12 protein-coding genes are annotated in these 16,614 nt (G+C 52.0%); 3 read left to right on the top strand and 9 right to left on the bottom strand.

Annotation, left to right across the window (positions count from 1 at the left end):
• Positions 1-32 precede the first annotated feature (32 nt).
• Positions 33-2,498 (bottom strand): ABC transporter permease, encoded by a 2,466-nt coding sequence (locus tag GJJ30_RS23065; RefSeq protein WP_154177558.1) that lies wholly within the window; start codon positions 2,496-2,498, stop codon positions 33-35.
• A gap of 40 nt (positions 2,499-2,538) precedes the next feature.
• On the opposite strand from GJJ30_RS23065, the gene GJJ30_RS23060 reads away from it, so the two are divergent.
• Entirely contained in the window at positions 2,539-3,024 is a 486-nt protein-coding gene (locus tag GJJ30_RS23060) for a Uma2 family endonuclease (RefSeq protein WP_154177557.1), read from the top strand.
• Positions 3,025-3,089: 65 nt separating this feature from the next.
• On the opposite strand, the gene GJJ30_RS23055 is transcribed toward GJJ30_RS23060, so the two are convergent.
• The 6 genes from GJJ30_RS23055 to GJJ30_RS23030 form a co-directional block, all read right to left on the bottom strand.
• A complete protein-coding gene (locus GJJ30_RS23055; RefSeq protein WP_154177556.1) occupies positions 3,090-5,462 on the bottom strand; it encodes an ABC transporter permease in 2,373 nt (790 codons plus the stop codon).
• A gap of 97 nt (positions 5,463-5,559) precedes the next feature.
• Positions 5,560-7,977, bottom strand: a complete 2,418-nt coding sequence (locus GJJ30_RS23050; RefSeq protein ID WP_154177555.1) for an ABC transporter permease — start codon at positions 7,975-7,977, stop codon at positions 5,560-5,562.
• Positions 7,978-8,061: 84 nt separating this feature from the next.
• Entirely contained in the window at positions 8,062-10,482 is a 2,421-nt protein-coding gene (locus GJJ30_RS23045; RefSeq protein ID WP_154177554.1) for an ABC transporter permease, read from the bottom strand.
• 108 nt (positions 10,483-10,590) lie between these two features.
• The gene (locus GJJ30_RS23040) at positions 10,591-10,785 is read right to left on the bottom strand and encodes a hypothetical protein (RefSeq protein ID WP_154177553.1); all 195 of its coding nucleotides are present in this window, start codon (positions 10,783-10,785) and stop codon (positions 10,591-10,593) included.
• 109 nt (positions 10,786-10,894) lie between these two features.
• Positions 10,895-11,572 (bottom strand): ABC transporter ATP-binding protein, encoded by a 678-nt coding sequence (locus GJJ30_RS23035; protein WP_134029772.1) that lies wholly within the window; start codon positions 11,570-11,572, stop codon positions 10,895-10,897.
• 129 nt (positions 11,573-11,701) lie between these two features.
• Positions 11,702-12,949, bottom strand: coding sequence for an efflux RND transporter periplasmic adaptor subunit (locus GJJ30_RS23030; RefSeq protein WP_154177552.1), 1,248 nt, complete (start codon positions 12,947-12,949; stop codon positions 11,702-11,704).
• Between the two features lie 331 nt (positions 12,950-13,280).
• Between GJJ30_RS23030 and GJJ30_RS23025 the strand changes: the two genes are divergently transcribed.
• Positions 13,281-14,678, top strand: coding sequence for a sigma-54-dependent transcriptional regulator (locus GJJ30_RS23025; RefSeq protein WP_154177551.1), 1,398 nt, complete (start codon positions 13,281-13,283; stop codon positions 14,676-14,678).
• Here GJJ30_RS23025 and GJJ30_RS23020 read toward each other — a convergent pair.
• Positions 14,673-15,002: a type II toxin-antitoxin system RelE/ParE family toxin gene (locus GJJ30_RS23020; RefSeq protein ID WP_154177550.1), complete on the bottom strand. Its 330-nt coding sequence runs from the start codon at positions 15,000-15,002 to the stop codon at positions 14,673-14,675. The genes GJJ30_RS23025 and GJJ30_RS23020 overlap by 6 nt on opposite strands.
• On the bottom strand, positions 14,999-15,223 hold the full coding sequence (locus tag GJJ30_RS23015; RefSeq protein WP_154177549.1) for a hypothetical protein: 225 nt from the start codon (positions 15,221-15,223) through the stop codon (positions 14,999-15,001). The genes GJJ30_RS23020 and GJJ30_RS23015 overlap by 4 nt, the downstream gene beginning before the upstream one ends.
• 56 nt (positions 15,224-15,279) lie before the next feature.
• On the opposite strand from GJJ30_RS23015, the gene GJJ30_RS23010 reads away from it, so the two are divergent.
• Positions 15,280-16,608, top strand: a complete 1,329-nt coding sequence (locus GJJ30_RS23010; protein WP_154177548.1) for a sensor histidine kinase — start codon at positions 15,280-15,282, stop codon at positions 16,606-16,608.
• Positions 16,609-16,614: the final 6 nt, after the last annotated feature.

Raw genomic sequence — 16,614 nt, 5'->3', positions numbered from 1 at the left:
AAAAACCGCTGCCCCACGCTCCATGCCCTCAGCTATTCACTTCGCAAGGAGTTCACCGGATTCATCAATGCGGCCCTGATACTCTGGAAGCAGACGGTGATAAACGCAATGAACAACGCCAGACCGCCCGCAGCCACAAACACCCACCACGGAATCGTTACCCGATAGGCAAAATCCTGGAGCCACTTGTGCATGGCCCACCAGGCAATCGGCGTCGCAATCAGAATGGCCACAATCACCAGCTTCAGGAAGTCCCGCGAGAGCAGCAACACAATGTTGGTCACCGACGCGCCCAGCACTTTCCGAACGCCGATTTCCTTCGTCCGTTGCTGGGCCGCAAAAGCCGCCAGACCAAACAGGCCCAAACACGAAATCAGGATGGAAATGGCCGTAAAGTAGCTCACCAGCTGCGAAGTCCGGGCCTCAGCCTGGTAATTCTTCTGAAAATCTTCGTCCAGAAAAGTATATTCAAACGGATCTTCGGGCCGCAGCGTTTTCCACTTTTGTTCCAGAAAAGCAAGCACCCGACTCATATCGGGCGTGTTGACGTGCACGATAATGAAGTTATAATTTGGCCGATTATTCAGCATAAACGCGTAGGGCTCAATAGTTTGGTGCAGATTCTCGAAGTGAAAATCCTGCAGAACACCCACAATTTCGTACTGATGCGTCTGCCCCTGCCAGTCGAAATTCAGTTTCTGGCCCAAGGCTTTCTGAATCGGAAGCTGGAATTTCCGCAACATCGACTCGTTGACGACCATCCGGTTATTGGTATCGCCCGGAAACTGGCGCGAGAACAGCCGCCCGGCTTTGAGTTTAAAACCCATAGTGGGCAAATAATCAATATCCACCCAGTTGGTTTTGACGCTGTGGCTGCTTTTCACACCCTGTTCGGGGATGTATAATCCAAAGTCGGTTGGGTTTCGGATGCCCGGATAATACTGCGTTCCGGCGGCCGAAACGACCTGGTTGTTGCCTAAAATCTCGTTACGGAACGCGGTGTAAATAGCCCGGTTTTCGCTGCCCCGAAGCGGAATGGCAATCTGCTGATCCTGCGTGAAGCCCAGCGACTTGTTCCGCAAAAACCGCATCTGCTCCTGAATGACGAACGTGGCCAGCACCAGACCAATGGAAATCACGAATTGAAACACCACCAAGCCCCGGCGTAGTGCCACCGCCGACAGGCTGTTGACGAACTTACCTTTTAAGACGTGGGCCGGATTGAACATCGACAGAAAGAAAGCCGGATAACTGCCTGCCACCAGGCCCGTCAGCAAAGCCAGACCCAGGAAAGACAATACAATTCCGGGCTCGAACAGCTCGGCGGTTGTCAGCTGTTTACCGGCCATTTGATTGAAAACCGGTAACAACAGCGAAACCAGTACGAGCGCAATGACCAGCCCCAGAAACGACAGCACCATCGACTCGCCCAGAAACTGCCCGATCAGCGAACCCCGCTCCGCGCCCATCACCTTGCGAATACCAACCTCAGCCGCCCGTTTGGCCGAGCGGGCCGTCGAGAGGTTCATGAAATTGATGCAGGCAATCAGCAGCGTAAAAACCGCAATCGAGCCCAGGATGTACAGGTACGTTTTGGAATTGGTTGGGCTCACGGCCTTTTCGAATGCGCTGTACAGGTGCAAATCCGGAACCGGCACCAGGAGTATTTTTTTATCAAACCCAACCGCGTTCAAATCGCCCCGGGCGTATTTTTCCATGAAGGCCGGAAACTTGCTTTTCAGCCGGTCAGGATCGGTGCCGGGCCGGAGTTTCAGGTAGGTGTTAAACAGGTTGTTACAGCAAAAATCCAGTTTGTCATCGCGCAGGAAACTCCCCACCCAACCCGCATAGATCGGCACGAAAAACCGGGCGTCGATGTGCGAACGGGCGCTTTCGTCGCGGTAAACACCGGTCACTTTGAAGTCCTCGCCGTTGCCGGTCGTTCCGCTGATTTTGATGATTTTATTCAGGGCCGGTTCGCTGCCAAAAAGTTTATGAGCCACTTCTTCCGACAACACGATGGCGTTTCGATCGATCAGGGCTGTGCGGGGACTGCCTTCCGTGAATTCGTAGGAAAACAGCTCAAAGAACGTCGAATCGACCTGATAACCATTGGTTTCGTAAAACGATCGCAACGCTTTTCCTCCCTGCCGAACCTGCAACAGGGCTTTTTCATCGATGATGTTGACATACAGCCGAGCCACCTGTTCAATTTCCGGAAATTCTGCTTTTAGGGCAAAGGCGTACGGCGCCGACGCTACCGAACTTTGCTCGTTAGCGCCCCCGCTGCGTTGTCCGCCAATGAATACTTCCTGCCCCAGCAGATACAATTCGCTGGCGTGTTGCTGGTGTTTGTCGTACGACAACTCGCTGCGAATATAGAGCAGCAACAGCATACAACACGTCATGCCGACCGACAGGCCCAGAATGTTGATGGCCGAGAACGACTTACTTCTCAGCAGATTCCGGATGGCAATTTTCAGATAGTTCGTCAGCATTTTTGTTATCTTTAACTTTCAATAAAAAACTCTACCGGTTATGGAAGCTACCGTTGAACAACTCTCTGACTACGAGCGCGAACGCGGAAAACCGATGCCCACACTGAATCATTCTATAATACAGGGGAATTTGATTTTTGCTTTACATCTGCATTATCGAACTACTTTCACGCTTCTACCCGAAATCAATTTAACGATGCGGGAAAGACCTGACGCGGTGCCTGATATAGCAATCTATCCCAAACTACAAATCGACTTCCTGCACGACGTTACGTCCATGACGCAAATGCCACTCACGGTCATCGAAATTGTGTCGCCTTCGCAATCCAACGATGACATCCTGGCCAAATTCGAGCGGTATTTCAGGGCCGGTGTTCAATCCTGCTGGCTCGTGTTACCAAGTTTTAAAGCGATTTCCGTTTATTCAGCCATTGGCAAATACCAGTTTTTCACCGACGACACCACACTCACTGACCCCGTAACCGGTATCGAACTACCGCTAAACGACATTTTTGCAGAGGGGTAAGAGCATGGGGCGCGGGGCATGGGGTGCTTTTCCCCTCTGCCCAACGCCCTTACCCCTCTGCAACATTACTCCGACTTCAAACTCTTCACTGGATTCATCAAAGCCGCGCGTATCGACTGAAACGAAACCGTCGTGAAAGCGATCAAAACCGCCAGCAAACCGGCCAGTGCAAACACCCACCATTCCAGATCAATCTTGTAGGCGAAATTCTGCAGCCATTGATTCATTGCCCACCACGCCACGGGCGAAGCAATCAGAATTCCGATCAGCACCAGCTTCAGAAAATCTTTGGAAAGCAGCGCCACGATGCCCGTCACCGACGCGCCTAGCACTTTGCGAATGCCGATTTCCTTCATCCGCTGCTGAGCCGTAAACGTTGCCAGCCCGAATAAGCCCAGACACGAAACCAGGATGGCGACGCCCGAGAAGAAGTTGAATAAGGCTCCCGTCCGCTGTTCTGATTTATACATATCGTTGTATTGAGCATCCATAAACTGGTACTCAAATGGATAATCGGGGCTGTATTTTTTCCAGAGCTTTTCGGCTGCAGCGACCGCTTTAGGGGCGTCGCGACCGGTGGTTTTGATGTAAATCCGGCCGAAATTGGTATTGTCGCGGTAGAAAAAAACCGCCGGTTCCACTTTCTGCCGGAGTGATGCAAAATGAAAGTCCTTCACGACGCCAATAATTATTCCCTTTGTCTGGCCCAGCGTAAACCATTTGCCGATCGGATTTTTGATTCCTGCATTTTTGACCGCCGTTTCGTTTAAAATGACGTGCATCGAATCGGTTTTCGAACCGGTAAAGGTTTCTCCGGCCGCCATTTTCAGGCCGAATGACGAGATGAAATCCTTTTCCACCCGCATCCGTGTGACAATAAACATGCTATTTTTGGGCTTTCCTTCCCAGTCCGTATCGCCGGTGGAGTTTCCAATACCGATCAGATTCCCGTTGGATGCGGTCACGTGGCTGACGCTCGGTTCGCGAGATAATTCGGCTTTCAGGGCCTCATAATGCTTCGACATTTCCTCGGTTAGCCAGAAGGAAAATACGTTTTCCCGGTCATACCCCAGGTTGCGCTCGCGCATAAACCGCAGTTGATTGCCAATAATTAGCGTTCCCACAATCAAGGCTGTTGAAAAGGCAAACTGCGTGATAACCAACGTTTGCCGGAACGTAACCCTTCTCCCCCCAATCGCTATTTTCCCGCGCAGCACCTTCAGTGGCTCAAACGACGACAGCACCAGAGCCGGGTAGATTCCCGCGATGGCCAGGGTGAACACCAACACGCCAATCACCACCAGCCAGACCTGCGGATCGGACAACGAAAACGGCTGCGTTTTGCCGGTTAGTTCGTGATAGGTCGATTCCAGCCCCCTGATCAGGCCGATAGCCAGCGCCAGCGCGACGACAAAAATCAGGAGCGATTCGGCCAGAAACTGCCCAACCAGGTGCCTCCGCCCGGCACCTACCACCTTCCGAACACTGACCTCTTTGGCCCGCTGCGTGGCCTGCGCCGTCGCCAGATTGACGTAATTGATACAGCCAATCGCCAGCAGAATCAGGGCAACAATGCCCATCATTTTGACTTCCTGCATCGCGCCCGGTGTGCCATCCGGCCGGTATAAATGAATGTCGTGCAGGGGCTGAAGGCGATAAACCGTGGCCTGATCATATTTGTTGCTGGCGTGGTGAACGTCCGTCAGGGCTTTCGCCAGTTTATCCAGATTGGCCCGGGGATCAAGCCGGAAATAGGTCTGCGCGTACCAGTTACCCCAGTCCGAGTCCATCGATTTCCAGTAGTCGTTGGCCTGATAACCCTTGGCGACGATTTCCAGCGGAAACAGCATATTGCACTGGATGCTGGAGTTATCGGGAAAATCCCGGATAATGCCGCTAACGACGTAATTCTTATTGTTCCGGACGGAATAGAGCATCTTCCCCACCGGTTCGGCTGCGCCAAAATATTTCAAAGCCGCCGATTCCGTCATCACCACGGTTTGCAGATCCGGGAAAGGCCGGTTGCGGTTTCCTTTCACCCATTCGAAATTGAAAAACGTAAAAAATGCCGGATCGACGTACACGGCTTTCTCCTCCACCAACGTTTTTCCGTTCACTTTGAAAGGCGACATGTCGTAATTTCCAACGACACGCACGGCCTCTTCCACGCCCGGTATATGTTGTTTGGCGTAGGCTGCCACCGGGGCCACAATCTGCCCGGAAAACTGCTGCGATGCGCCCGATCCAAAACCGCCATTGACGCGGTAAATCCGGTCACTCTGGACGTGAAACCGGTCGAAACTCAACTCATCTTTGACCCACCACAACAGCAAAACGCTGATTCCCAGCGCTACTGCCAATCCACCAATGTTGATGGCGGAATACCCTTTGTTGTTGACCAGTCCGCGCCAGGCGGTTTTGAAGTAATTCCTTAGCATAGGTTATTTGGGTTTGGCATGGGGCAGAGGGTGTTGAGCAACGGGTGAAAACAGCTAAAATGCCCCTCTGCCCAACGCCCCATGTCCTCTGCGAAATTTATTCCGAACGAAGTGAGGTAACCGGGTTCATCAGCGCGGCTTTGACCGATTGAAACGAAACCGTCAGCAAAGCGATCAGCAGCATCAGCACGAACGGCAGCGCAAACAGCCACCATTGCACCTCGGCCCGAAACGCGTACGTGTTCAGCCACTGGCTCACGGCGAACCACGCCAGGGGTGTTGCCACCACGCAGGCAATCAGAATCAACACCGCAAACTCTTTGTATAACATCTGCACGATTTCGGGAACCGTTGCACCCAGCACTTTCCGAATGCCGATTTCCTTCGTCCGCTGGGCGGTGGTGAACGACGCCAGACCGAACAGACCCAGACAGGCCACCAGAATCGCTAAACCGGTAAACAAACCGAACACCTGCCCAAACCGCTGATCGGCTTTGTACTGGGCGTCGAAATGTTCGTCCAGGAAGAAATACTCGAACGGGTTGCCGGGAAAAAACCGGTCCCATTCGCTCCGCACGGTGGTAATCGTTGAACTGGCCTCTTTGGAAGCCATTTTGATCGAAAAATAACCGCCCGCGTCCGGAATCAGCCGGAGAATCAGCGGTTCGTAGGCGTCGCGCAACGACTGCTGGTGGAAGTTATCGGTCACACCCACAATCGTAAAATAGTCACCCCAGAAATCAATTTCCTTGCCGATCGCTTCCGCCGGGTTGTTGAACCCGAGTTGCTTAATCGCCATTTTATTGAAAATGACGGCTTTCTTTTCCAGACCGTATTCCTTGGAGAAATCGCGTCCGGCGACGAGTTTGAGGTTAAAGGTTTTCAGAAAGTCATAATCTACGGCAATCACGCGGTACTGCGTACCCTTGCTCGGATCGGCACCTTTCAGCCGGATCGTGCCCGCATTCCAGTCCGAAGCTTGTCCGGGCACGACGGAAGACGCGCTGATGCTTCGGATCGAAGGTTGCCGCAGCAATTCATCCTTGAAGGCCAACATCTGCCGCATGAAGGTCGAATCCGTCCGGATGATCGGTGGATTGATTACCAATGTCTGGTCGATGTCCAGGCCGAGGCTTTGGCCCCGCATGAACTGGATCTGCCGGAAAACCGCCAGCGTGCCGACCAGCAGAAAGAGCGAGGCTGCAAACTGAAAAACGACCAGCGATTTCCGCAACACCACGCCCTGCCGGGAGTTCACCATTTTGCCTTTCAAAACCGCAATCGGCCGGAAACCCGACAGCACGAAGGCCGGATACAGTCCCGAGAAAAACGTACCGATCACAAACAAAACACCCAACGCCAGCCAGAACGAACCGCTACCGAGCAGCGACAGGCTCAGTTGCTGACCCGACAAACTGTTGAAAAGCGGCATCACGGCGGCCACGAAAACCAGCGCCAGCACCACCGCCAGGCCGTTCAGCAGCACGGATTCGATCAGGAATTGCCGGATTAGTTGGCCCCGCTGCGAACCGACGGTTTTGCGAATGCCTACTTCTTTCGCCCGGTTGATGGCCCGCGCCGTCGCCAGGTTGATGTAGTTCACCCACGCAATGATCACAATGAAAAACGCGATGCCCAGCAGCAGGTAAACCGTGTTGCCATCGCCGTTCGGTTCGGCCTCTTCCATGAAATGCGAATAGAGATGAATATCCTGCAACGGTTGCAGTTTATAAACCGCGCCCGCATCGTATTTCTTCAATTCGGCTCCAATGGTTTTCTCAATATACGGTACGAATTTGGCTTCCAGTACCGTTGGATTGGCGTCGGGGCGCAGCAACAAATACGACATCGCACCGTCCCACATCCAGGCGTTGTCCGGATTGTTGTTGGGCCCTAAGTCTTTGATGAACGTGACGTGCGGAATCAGCAGATCGGCGTGTAAATGCGTGTTGGCGGGCATGTCCTTGTAAATACCCACTACTTTGACGTCTTTCCGTTGATTTAACTTAATGTTTTTTCCCACCGCCTGCTCGTTTCCAAACAGTTTTTTCGCCACCGATTCGGAGAGAACGACGGTGTTGGGCTCGGCCAGTACGGTTTTTGGATCACCGGCCAGGAGCGGATACGAAAAGATTTTGAAGAAGGATTCGCTGGCGGTGAACACCTTCTCGACTTTCAGGCTTTTTTCGCCATAATCGGCGATCATGGCCCGGTTTTTCAGCACCTTAACGTAATCCTCGACTTCGGGAAAAGCCGCTTTAAACGAATTCCCGGCCGCCTGGGCTCCTCCGGCCCACTGCGTGCTCAGCTTTCCTTTGTCGTAGCGATCCTGCTGGACGCGGTAAATCCGGTCGGCTTTCGTATGAAACCGGTCGTAACTCAACTCAAAGTCAACGTACTGCAAAATCAGTAGACAGGCGGCAATGCCGATGGCCAGCCCGACGATGTTGATCCCCGAAAAAACCTTATGCCGAATCAGGTTCCGAAAAGCGATTTTGAAATAGTTCGTTAGCATAGTTTTGAAATGAACAATGAATAATTAACAATGAACCATTCAAGACGCGTCAGCCTATTCATTGTTAATTATTCATTGATTTAATTATTCCGAACGCAGTGATTTCACCGGATTCATCAAGGCGGTTTTGATGCTTTGGAAACTGACCGTTGCGAAGGCGATTAAAACCGCCAGTAAACCGGCCAGTGCGAAAATCCACCATTCAATGCTGATCTTGAAGGCATATTCTTCCAGCCATTGCGACATCATCCACCAGGCCACCGGCGTTGCAATGACAATGGCCACCAGCACCAGTTGGAGAAAGTCTTTCGAGAGAAGGGCCACAATGCTGCCCACGCTGGCTCCAAGCACTTTTCGAACACCAATTTCTTTGGTTCGCTGGGCCATCACCATGACGGCAATCGCAAACAGGCCCATGCAGGAGAGTAAAATCGCGATACCGGCGGCACTGATGAACATCTTCGACATCCGCTCTTCCGACTGGTATTGCCGGTTGGTGTTTTCGTCCAGAAAACTGCCCTGAAATTCGGATTTGGGCGCGACTTCTTCCCAGGCTTTTTTCAGCACCTCCATCGTCGCCGGGATGTTATCGGGGGCAACTTTGACCAGCACGTACCCAATCGGCCAGTCGTGGCTGATCAACAGCGTGTTGGGTTGAATCGTCTTTTTCAGCGATTCGTGGTGATAATCTTTGACAACCCCAATGACCTGCATCGGTGGCTGTCCATCATTCACGTTCAGTAACGTTCCAACCGGATTTTTCTCGCCCAGTTGTTTTGCCATCGTTTCGTTGATGACGACGCTGGTGGTTGTATCCGTTGCATACTGGCGGGAGAAATCGCGACCTGCGATCAGCTTGATATCGAGCGTTTTCAGGTAATCGTAATCGACTGGTTGCCAGTGGCTCCGAACCGTCCGGTTTTTATGATCAAAACCGACAATGGATGTCACGCTGGAGCCGTCGCGGCCCCGGCCGAAATTTTTGTAAGCGCCGGTAACACTCAGCACCTTGGGCTGCTGTACCAGTTTATCACGTAGCAGATTCAGCACCTGCCGCCCGTTGTAATGACCGCCCACCGGAATACTGATCACCTGGCTTTCGTTGTAACCCAGGGGCATGTTCCGCAGAAACGTAACCTGTCGCCAGGCAATCATCGTGCAGCCGATCAGGAAGGTCGCGATGGCAAACTGAACGATGAGTAACGTATTCCGAACGGTCCCGGTTTTGCCTAATGAAACCTTTCCTTTCAGGATTTGCGTCGTGTTCAGTCGGGAAACAAACAGGGCCGGATAACCACCCGCTACGAAGGTGATGAGCAGAAAAACCGCACCCATCGTCAGCATCAAACCGGGCGCAAACAAACTACTGAGGGTTGTTCGGTTTCGGAAAATGCTGTTGAACTGGTCGAGAAGTGTCATCGCGAGCAAACTTCCGAGCACCAGCGCAATCAGGCACAGAATGAGCGCTTCGCCCCAGAACTGGAAAACCAGTTGCTGCTTCAGGGCGCCAAGAACTTTTCGCATCCCGACCTCGCGCGAACGCGTCATGGAGCGGGCCGTGGAGAGGTTGATGAAGTTGATGCAGGCAATCAGCACGATAAAACCGGCCACGACCAGCAACAGAATCGGATACGAGCGTTTCACCGGCGAGTCATTCGCTCCGCCGACTTCCGTATCGAAATGCAAATCCCGCAAGGGCAACAACCGCAAGCTGATCAGGTCGCCGTTTTCGTCGGGCTGGCCACCGTCGCGCTTCCGGCTCTGAATTGCCTTCGCATAATGCTTGGTAACGAACGGTCGGAGTCGTTGCTCAAAAGCCGTTTCGCTAATCTTTTTATCCAGTTGCACGTAAACTGAATGGAACTGGCTATCCCAGCTATTCTTGCTCGTCTGGTATTCCGGATAGGCTTCAAACCGGGCCAGAATATCGAACTTGATGCTGGAATTCTCCGGAAAATCGCCCAGAACGCCCGACACGACAAACGGTTTCCAGGCTTCATTCTGCCGCAGCAGGAGCGTTTTCCCGATGGGATCGGCGGTGCCGAAAATCGACCGGGCCGCATGCTCGCTGATAACCACATTGCTCAGGCTGTTCAGGGCCGTCGCCGGATTACCTTTCCGCATCGGAAACGAGAACATCTCGAAAAAGTCGGGGTCGACGAACTGAACCCGTTTGTCGAACTCCTGATTCCGGTACTGCACCAGCCCACCGCCTTCGACAATCCGCGTAACGTGGGTGAGTTCCGGCATCAGGTCTTTTCGGAGCGCCGGGGTCAGTGGCGTGGGCATCGTTCCGGATTTCTCGGTTGGACCGGATTGGTCGTACACCATGTACAACTGATCGCGGTTGAGGTGAAAATCATCAAATGTGAGTTGAGTCCAGGCGGTCAGAAACAGCAAAAGGCAGCTCGCAAAAGCTACCGACATGCCAATGACGTTGACCAGCGCAAACGTTTTGTGTTTCCACAGGTTACGCAGCGCGATTTTGATGTAATTGAAAAGCATAAGGAACCGGATGCCGGTGAGATGAACGAATTGAAATGCCGGTACACCGGACGACGGTTTTTCGATCCCGGCCCGATGTACGCTTTTTCGCAGGTAGCGACGGTCTTACTAACTGGCCAACGCCCGGACGTATTTCACCAGCGTCGGTTCCGGCAGTTTGCAAGCTGAGCGCTGACCATCCTTTGCTTTCGGCACATATTGTTTCACCTTCCGGTGGGCCGAAAAAAGGTTATGTGGATGACCCACCGCCGAAGCAGACAGGCCGGTGCAAACCAGTAATACCAAAAGGATCAGCGTTTTCATAAAAAGGTCTTGAACCGGGATTTAGCTGGTTTTTCTGATTGAACTGATTTTTCAGACGATTTTTTAATCATTTTAATCAGTAAAATCAGCGTAATCCCAGTTCAGAATATTACACGTGGAAATTCTCCGTCACAATCTTGCCGTCGAACAGGTTGACAATCCGGTGGGCAAAACCCGCATCGTAGGGGGAGTGAGTCACCATGATGATGGTCGTTCCTTCGTTGTTCAGTTGGTTCAGCAATTTCATTACCTCCTCGCCATTGGTCGAGTCAAGGTTACCCGTCGGCTCATCGGCCAGGATCATCTTGGGTTTGGCCACCACGGCGCGGGCGATAGCCGTCCGTTGTTGCTGACCACCCGAGAGTTGCTGCGGGAAGTGGTTGCGTCGGTGCATAATGTTCATCCGTTCCAACACCTCTTCTACGGCTTTTTTGCGCTCGTCGGCGGGGGTTTTCAGGTACAGCAGAGGCAGTTCGACGTTTTCGTAAACCGTCAGCTCGTCGATGAGGTTGAAGCTCTGGAACACAAAGCCGATGGAGCCTTTGCGCAATTGCGCCCGCTGGCGTTCCGACATCTTCGATACCTCAGTACCGTAGAAGTGGTATTCGCCTTCCGACGGGTTGTCCAGCAGGCCGAGGATGTTCAGCAAGGTGGATTTTCCACAACCTGACGGGCCCATCATGGCCACAAACTCGCCGTCTTTGACATCCATGGAAATGCCATGCAGCGCAGTGGTTTCGACTTCTTCAGTCGCGAAAACTTTTTGTAGGTTTACGGTACGTATCATATTTCTGAACTGGTTTCTGATTTGTTACTTTTATATTCTCCGCTGAACTCTATTATCTCCGCTCAACTCTGCGATACATTTTAAAGCTATTTCGCAGAGGTAAGCGGAGATAATAGAGTTCAGCGGAGATTAGAATTCCAATACTTCGTTGTCACCAAAGTTTTCGTACGATGATGTAATCACCTGATCACCAGGCTCAAGACCGGTCAGCACTTCGAAATATTCGGGATTTTTACGACCCAGCGTAATGTTCCGTTTTACGGCCCGGTTGCCCGCTTTATCGATCACGTATACCCAGTTACCGCCCGTATCGGAGAAGAAACCGCCCACCGGCAACAGCGTAGCTTTCGAGGCTTTTCCGAGTTCCAGCTGAATCGGCGTCGACTGCCCGCGTTTGATACCCGCCGGAGCGCCTTTCGGGAAAATCATGTCCACTTCAAACCGTCCATTGCGAATTTCCGGATACAGACGGGTAATCTGCAGGAGATTGTTGGCGCCGTTGTATTCAAATGTTCCGTTCAGGCCGGTGAAGATGCGGTTGTTGTAGTGTTCATCGATTCCGACGCGCATTTTAAAACCGTTCAAATCATCGATCTGACCAATATTTTGCCCCTGATTGATGTTGGAACCGACTTCCACATCAATGGACGACAACTGACCCGAAACCGGTGCTTTCACCACGAGGTTATTCAGCGTTTGCTGCCAGAGCGCCACGTTTTTCTGCGTCCGGGCCAGCGTTTCTTCCAGTTGCTTGATCTGGATCAGCGAGTTTTCCTGCTGGTATTTCTGGGATTCTACTTCAATTTTCCGTTGTTCAACCAGCCGGTCGTAATCTCGTTTGGCGGTCAGGTAATCCTGCTCGGGCACAGCTTTGTCTTTGAACAGTTTAGCCTGCCGATCAAACGAATCTTTGGCTTTATCGAGTTGAAAATCAAGATCTGAAAGCGTTTTTTGCAGGGTGTAGCGTTCCACACGCAACCGCTGCCGGGTATTTTGCAGATCGTTGACCAATCGGTTGGCCTCGGTTTCCGACTGCAGGAAGTTGAGCCGCAGGTTCTGGTTTTCCAGCCGGAGCAACACTTCGCCCTGCTTCACCATCGCACCACCTTCGACCAGTTTTTCGGTTACATATCCACCGGCGATGGCATCGAGCCGGATCGTTTTCAAGGGCTGAACAACACCGGTTACCACGATAAAATCGTCAAAAGTCCCGGTTGAAACGGTTGATATGGTAATTTTATCCTTCTCGACGTTCAGTTTCGAACGGTGATCGGCCCATAGAAAGTTGTAAGCCAGCAATCCGAGTACTGCTACAGCACCGATTCCAATTGCAATCCGCTGGCTTGTCCAAAATCGTTTAGGTAATACGCGATCCATTACTTCAAAAATTGATTAGTTAAATAGTTGATTGGTAGAATAACGCTTTACTGGTAATTCGTATCTGTTCTCATTAATGCCAATTGACGTGCCAGTAATTTAGTAGCTCTGATTATCAAATACTTACCAATGATTTAAATTGATTTTTCTGTCCACATGCGGACAAGTTTTGTCCGAAAGCGGACACGCGCAAAAATAGTGTATATTCGGGTTTTAAACCGCCTGTAAAAGCCGCTTTGCAGCGAACCAACAGAGTCCCTATATTTAGGCGGTAAACGAGTATTCTGACTAATGAATCTGTGCTGTTGACAGCATTGTCTCCCAATTTTTTATGTCGAAACTTCTGATAATTGACGACGATGTCGATGTGTTGAGTGCCGCCAAATTGTTGCTCAAACGTCATTATCCCCAGGTTGATATTGAGAAAAATCCCGAACGGATTCCGTTTCTGATCACCAACGGAAATTACGACCTCGTGCTGCTCGATATGAATTTCCAGCGCGACAACAGCAGCGGCCGCGAAGGCTTTCTGTGGCTCGACCGCATTCTGGATATTAAACCCACCACCGCCGTGGTGTTGATTACGGCCTACGGCGACGTCGAAATGGCGGTTCGGGCCATTAAATCCGGCGCCCGCGATTTTGTTCTGAAACCCTGGGAAAACGACAAACTGCTGGCGACCCTGCAAAGCGCGCTGGAAGGCAGTGTGGGGCAAGGGGCCAAGGGCATCGGGAATGGGTCCTTCGGCAAAGAGTCGGATGGCGGAGCACAGCGCGCCAAAGCCAATGGGCAAAGTCCAACGTACATCGCCGTCAGTCCAGCCATGCGGCAGGTGTTCGCGACGGTGGAACGCGTGGCCGAAACCGACGCCAACGTCCTGATCCTGGGCGAAAACGGGACCGGTAAAGACGTAGTAGCCAGAGCGTTACACCAGCGATCGCTCCGGCGCGACAAACCGTTCGTGAGCGTCGATCTGGGTGCGTTGAGCGACAGTTTGTTCGAAAGCGAATTGTTCGGTCACGTTAAAGGCGCGTTTACGGATGCCCGCGAAGACCGCACCGGGCGGTTTGAAGAAGCGCAGGGCGGCACCATTTTCCTGGATGAAATCGGTAATATTTCGCTGCCACAACAAGCCAAACTGCTGACGGTTTTGCAACAGCGCGTGGTGACCCGTCTGGGAACCAATAAACCGAAAAACATCGACGTCCGGCTGATCTGCGCGACCAACTCCCCGATTTACCAGCACGTCAGCGAGCGGTCGTTCCGCCAGGATTTGCTGTACCGGATCAATACCATCGAAATCCATATTCCCCCGCTGCGCGAACGCCCCGAAGATATCATTCCGCTGGCCGAGCATTTTCTGAAGCAATACCGCAAGCAATACAACCGGAAAGTGGCCTCGATCAGTCCGGCGCTGACACGGCAGTTGCAGCAATACCGTTGGCCGGGCAACATCCGGGAGTTGCAGCACGCCATCGAACGGGCGGTTATTCTGGCGCAGGGCAACGTGCTGGAACCCGAAGATTTTTATTTCGGAACCAACGCACCCGCAGCCATACCCACGGACGCGAATTTGCCGTTCCAGGAGAATCTCCAGATCGAGGATATGGAGAAAAAAATGATTCAGCAGGCCATGCAGAAGTACCACGGTAACATCACGGACATTTCCCGGGAGCTGGGGCTGTCGCGCCAGGCGCTCTACCGACGGCTGGAGAAATACGGTTTATAACTCTTCACCCAAATCAATGGAAGATGGGTTGCGACTGGTATGAAAAATGGTTAAAAACGTAATCTTAAGATCGCTGACTTTGTAAATAATGAGGTGGTTTTTCTTGTAGACGGCTCGACGATACGAATGCTCGGGCGTTGGTTTTCCGCTGTATTCAGCAAACATATAGGGATGAAGCGGAATAACATCCGTTATGAAATTGAATAAATTCGTACTCAATTTTCGTCCCTGCTTTGGGTTTATTTCGTTAAAGTACTCCTGAATGGCAGCTAATTGTGTGATAAAAAGGCTGGTTAGAACGACCTCGCGTCCTTCAACGATCATAATCCAAGCATGATTTTAGCTTCTTCCACCGAATAAGACCGGCTCTGTTCGCTTTCGTCAACGAGCCGGTTTAGTTCATTTACGGTCATTGGTTTACCGGGACGAACGACATCTTTATGGAGATTGATCCCAATAATCCGTTTTTGTGCCAATGCGTTTAAGATATTCATGACAAATTCTTCATCATCATCGGCCAGAATATTTACTTCAATTGTTCTCATTGTAGCGCAATTTTATGTCAATTTATTACTTGGCGTCTAGAATAACAACCTAAAAAATGAAACGATTCGCCACCGGACTTTTTATTCGGATTACAATTATTCTCGTAACCTGTCTCCTGATCGCTTACATCTGGTGGAAGGTTCCGGCCAGCCGGTCGCTGCTCGTCGGGGTTGGTATTATTTTGCTGACGGTTCAAACCGCTAACCTGCACCGCTACATCACCAGCCTGAACCGGAAACTGACCCGGTTTATGGAGTCCGTGCGGTATTCGGATTTTGCCGTGGCCTTCAAAGCCGATAACGAACTGGGGCCGAGTTTCAAGGAGCTGAACCAGCAGTTCAACGAAGTGCTGGAAGCGTTCCGGCAGGCCCGGGCCGAAAAAGAAGCCAATCTGCATTACCTGAACACCATTGTTCAGCAGGTCAGCGTCGGGCTGATTTCGTTCGATGTGGCCGGAAATGTCGAGATGAGTAACCAGGCCGCGCTGCGGATGCTGGGCATTTACCGGCTTCGGAATCTGTCGGATCTTCAGTCAGTTCATACCGGTTTGTACGAAATTCTGACGACGAGCGCCAGCAGCACGCCCGCCATTTACCAGACCAATTCGGAACAGGAGCTCTCGGTGCGCTGCGCCACGGTGAGCCTGCGCGGGCGACCGGTAACGGTGGCATCCTTTCAGAACATCCGGACGGAATTGCAGCAAAAAGAGCTGGAAGCCTGGCAGAACCTGACGAAAGTGCTGCGCCACGAAATTATGAACTCCGTGACGCCGATTGTCTCGCTGGTCGGCACGATGCAGCAGATTGTGAACACGGAACTGGTCGGTGCCGACGAAGAAGCCGTCAATGACCTCCGCGAAGCCCTGACAACCATCGAACACCGGGGGCGTGGCATCATGCGGTTTGTCGATGCCTACCGGAATTTCACGGCTATTCCGCAGCCGCGTCTGGCCGAAATTTCCGTCGAAAACCTGATCCGGAACGTGCTGGCGCTGGTGCAAACCGAACTGCAGCAACGACACATTATTCTGCAGGCCCCACCCATCCCCTCCTACCTGATGATTTTTGCCGACGCCGGGCAGATTGAAATGGTACTGATCAACCTGATTAAAAACGCAATGGAAATTCTGGAGGGAGAACGCAAACCGAAGCTCAAAATCGAGGTCAAATCGCAGGATAACCGCCTGATTATCTATGTCATCGACAACGGCCCGGGCATCGAACCGGAAGCCATCGAGAAAATTTTCATCCCGTTTTATACGACAAAAAAAACCGGTTCGGGCATCGGCTTAAGCCTTTCGCGGCAAATCATGCAACTCCACAACGGCCAGTTAAAAGTGACCTCCACCCCCGGACAGGGCAGCACCTTTTCGATGATTTTCTAATGATTT

It is taken from the genome of Larkinella terrae, assembly GCF_009668025.1.
GTDB lineage: Bacteria > Bacteroidota > Bacteroidia > Cytophagales > Spirosomataceae > Larkinella > Larkinella terrae.
Note: the sequence above shows the minus strand (reverse complement) of the source record. Positions and strands in the feature narration are given on the sequence as shown.

Bases quoted from the DNA above. Each gene is read 5' to 3' on its own strand.
- GJJ30_RS23025 (WP_154177551.1), top strand. From the start codon at position 13,281: ATGTCGAAACTTCTGATAATTGACGACGATGTCGATGTGTTGAGTGCC.
- GJJ30_RS23040 (WP_154177553.1), bottom strand. From the start codon at position 10,785: ATGAAAACGCTGATCCTTTTGGTATTACTGGTTTGCACCGGCCTGTCT.
- GJJ30_RS23045 (WP_154177554.1), bottom strand. From the start codon at position 10,482: ATGCTTTTCAATTACATCAAAATCGCGCTGCGTAACCTGTGGAAACAC.
- GJJ30_RS23030 (WP_154177552.1), bottom strand. From the start codon at position 12,949: ATGGATCGCGTATTACCTAAACGATTTTGGACAAGCCAGCGGATTGCA.
- GJJ30_RS23065 (WP_154177558.1), bottom strand. From the start codon at position 2,498: ATGCTGACGAACTATCTGAAAATTGCCATCCGGAATCTGCTGAGAAGT.
- GJJ30_RS23035 (WP_134029772.1), bottom strand. From the start codon at position 11,572: ATGATACGTACCGTAAACCTACAAAAAGTTTTCGCGACTGAAGAAGTC.
- GJJ30_RS23015 (WP_154177549.1), bottom strand. From the start codon at position 15,223: ATGAGAACAATTGAAGTAAATATTCTGGCCGATGATGATGAAGAATTT.
- GJJ30_RS23050 (WP_154177555.1), bottom strand. From the start codon at position 7,977: ATGCTAACGAACTATTTCAAAATCGCTTTTCGGAACCTGATTCGGCAT.
- GJJ30_RS23060 (WP_154177557.1), top strand. From the start codon at position 2,539: ATGGAAGCTACCGTTGAACAACTCTCTGACTACGAGCGCGAACGCGGA.
- GJJ30_RS23010 (WP_154177548.1), top strand. From the start codon at position 15,280: ATGAAACGATTCGCCACCGGACTTTTTATTCGGATTACAATTATTCTC.
- GJJ30_RS23055 (WP_154177556.1), bottom strand. From the start codon at position 5,462: ATGCTAAGGAATTACTTCAAAACCGCCTGGCGCGGACTGGTCAACAAC.
- GJJ30_RS23020 (WP_154177550.1), bottom strand. From the start codon at position 15,002: ATGATCGTTGAAGGACGCGAGGTCGTTCTAACCAGCCTTTTTATCACA.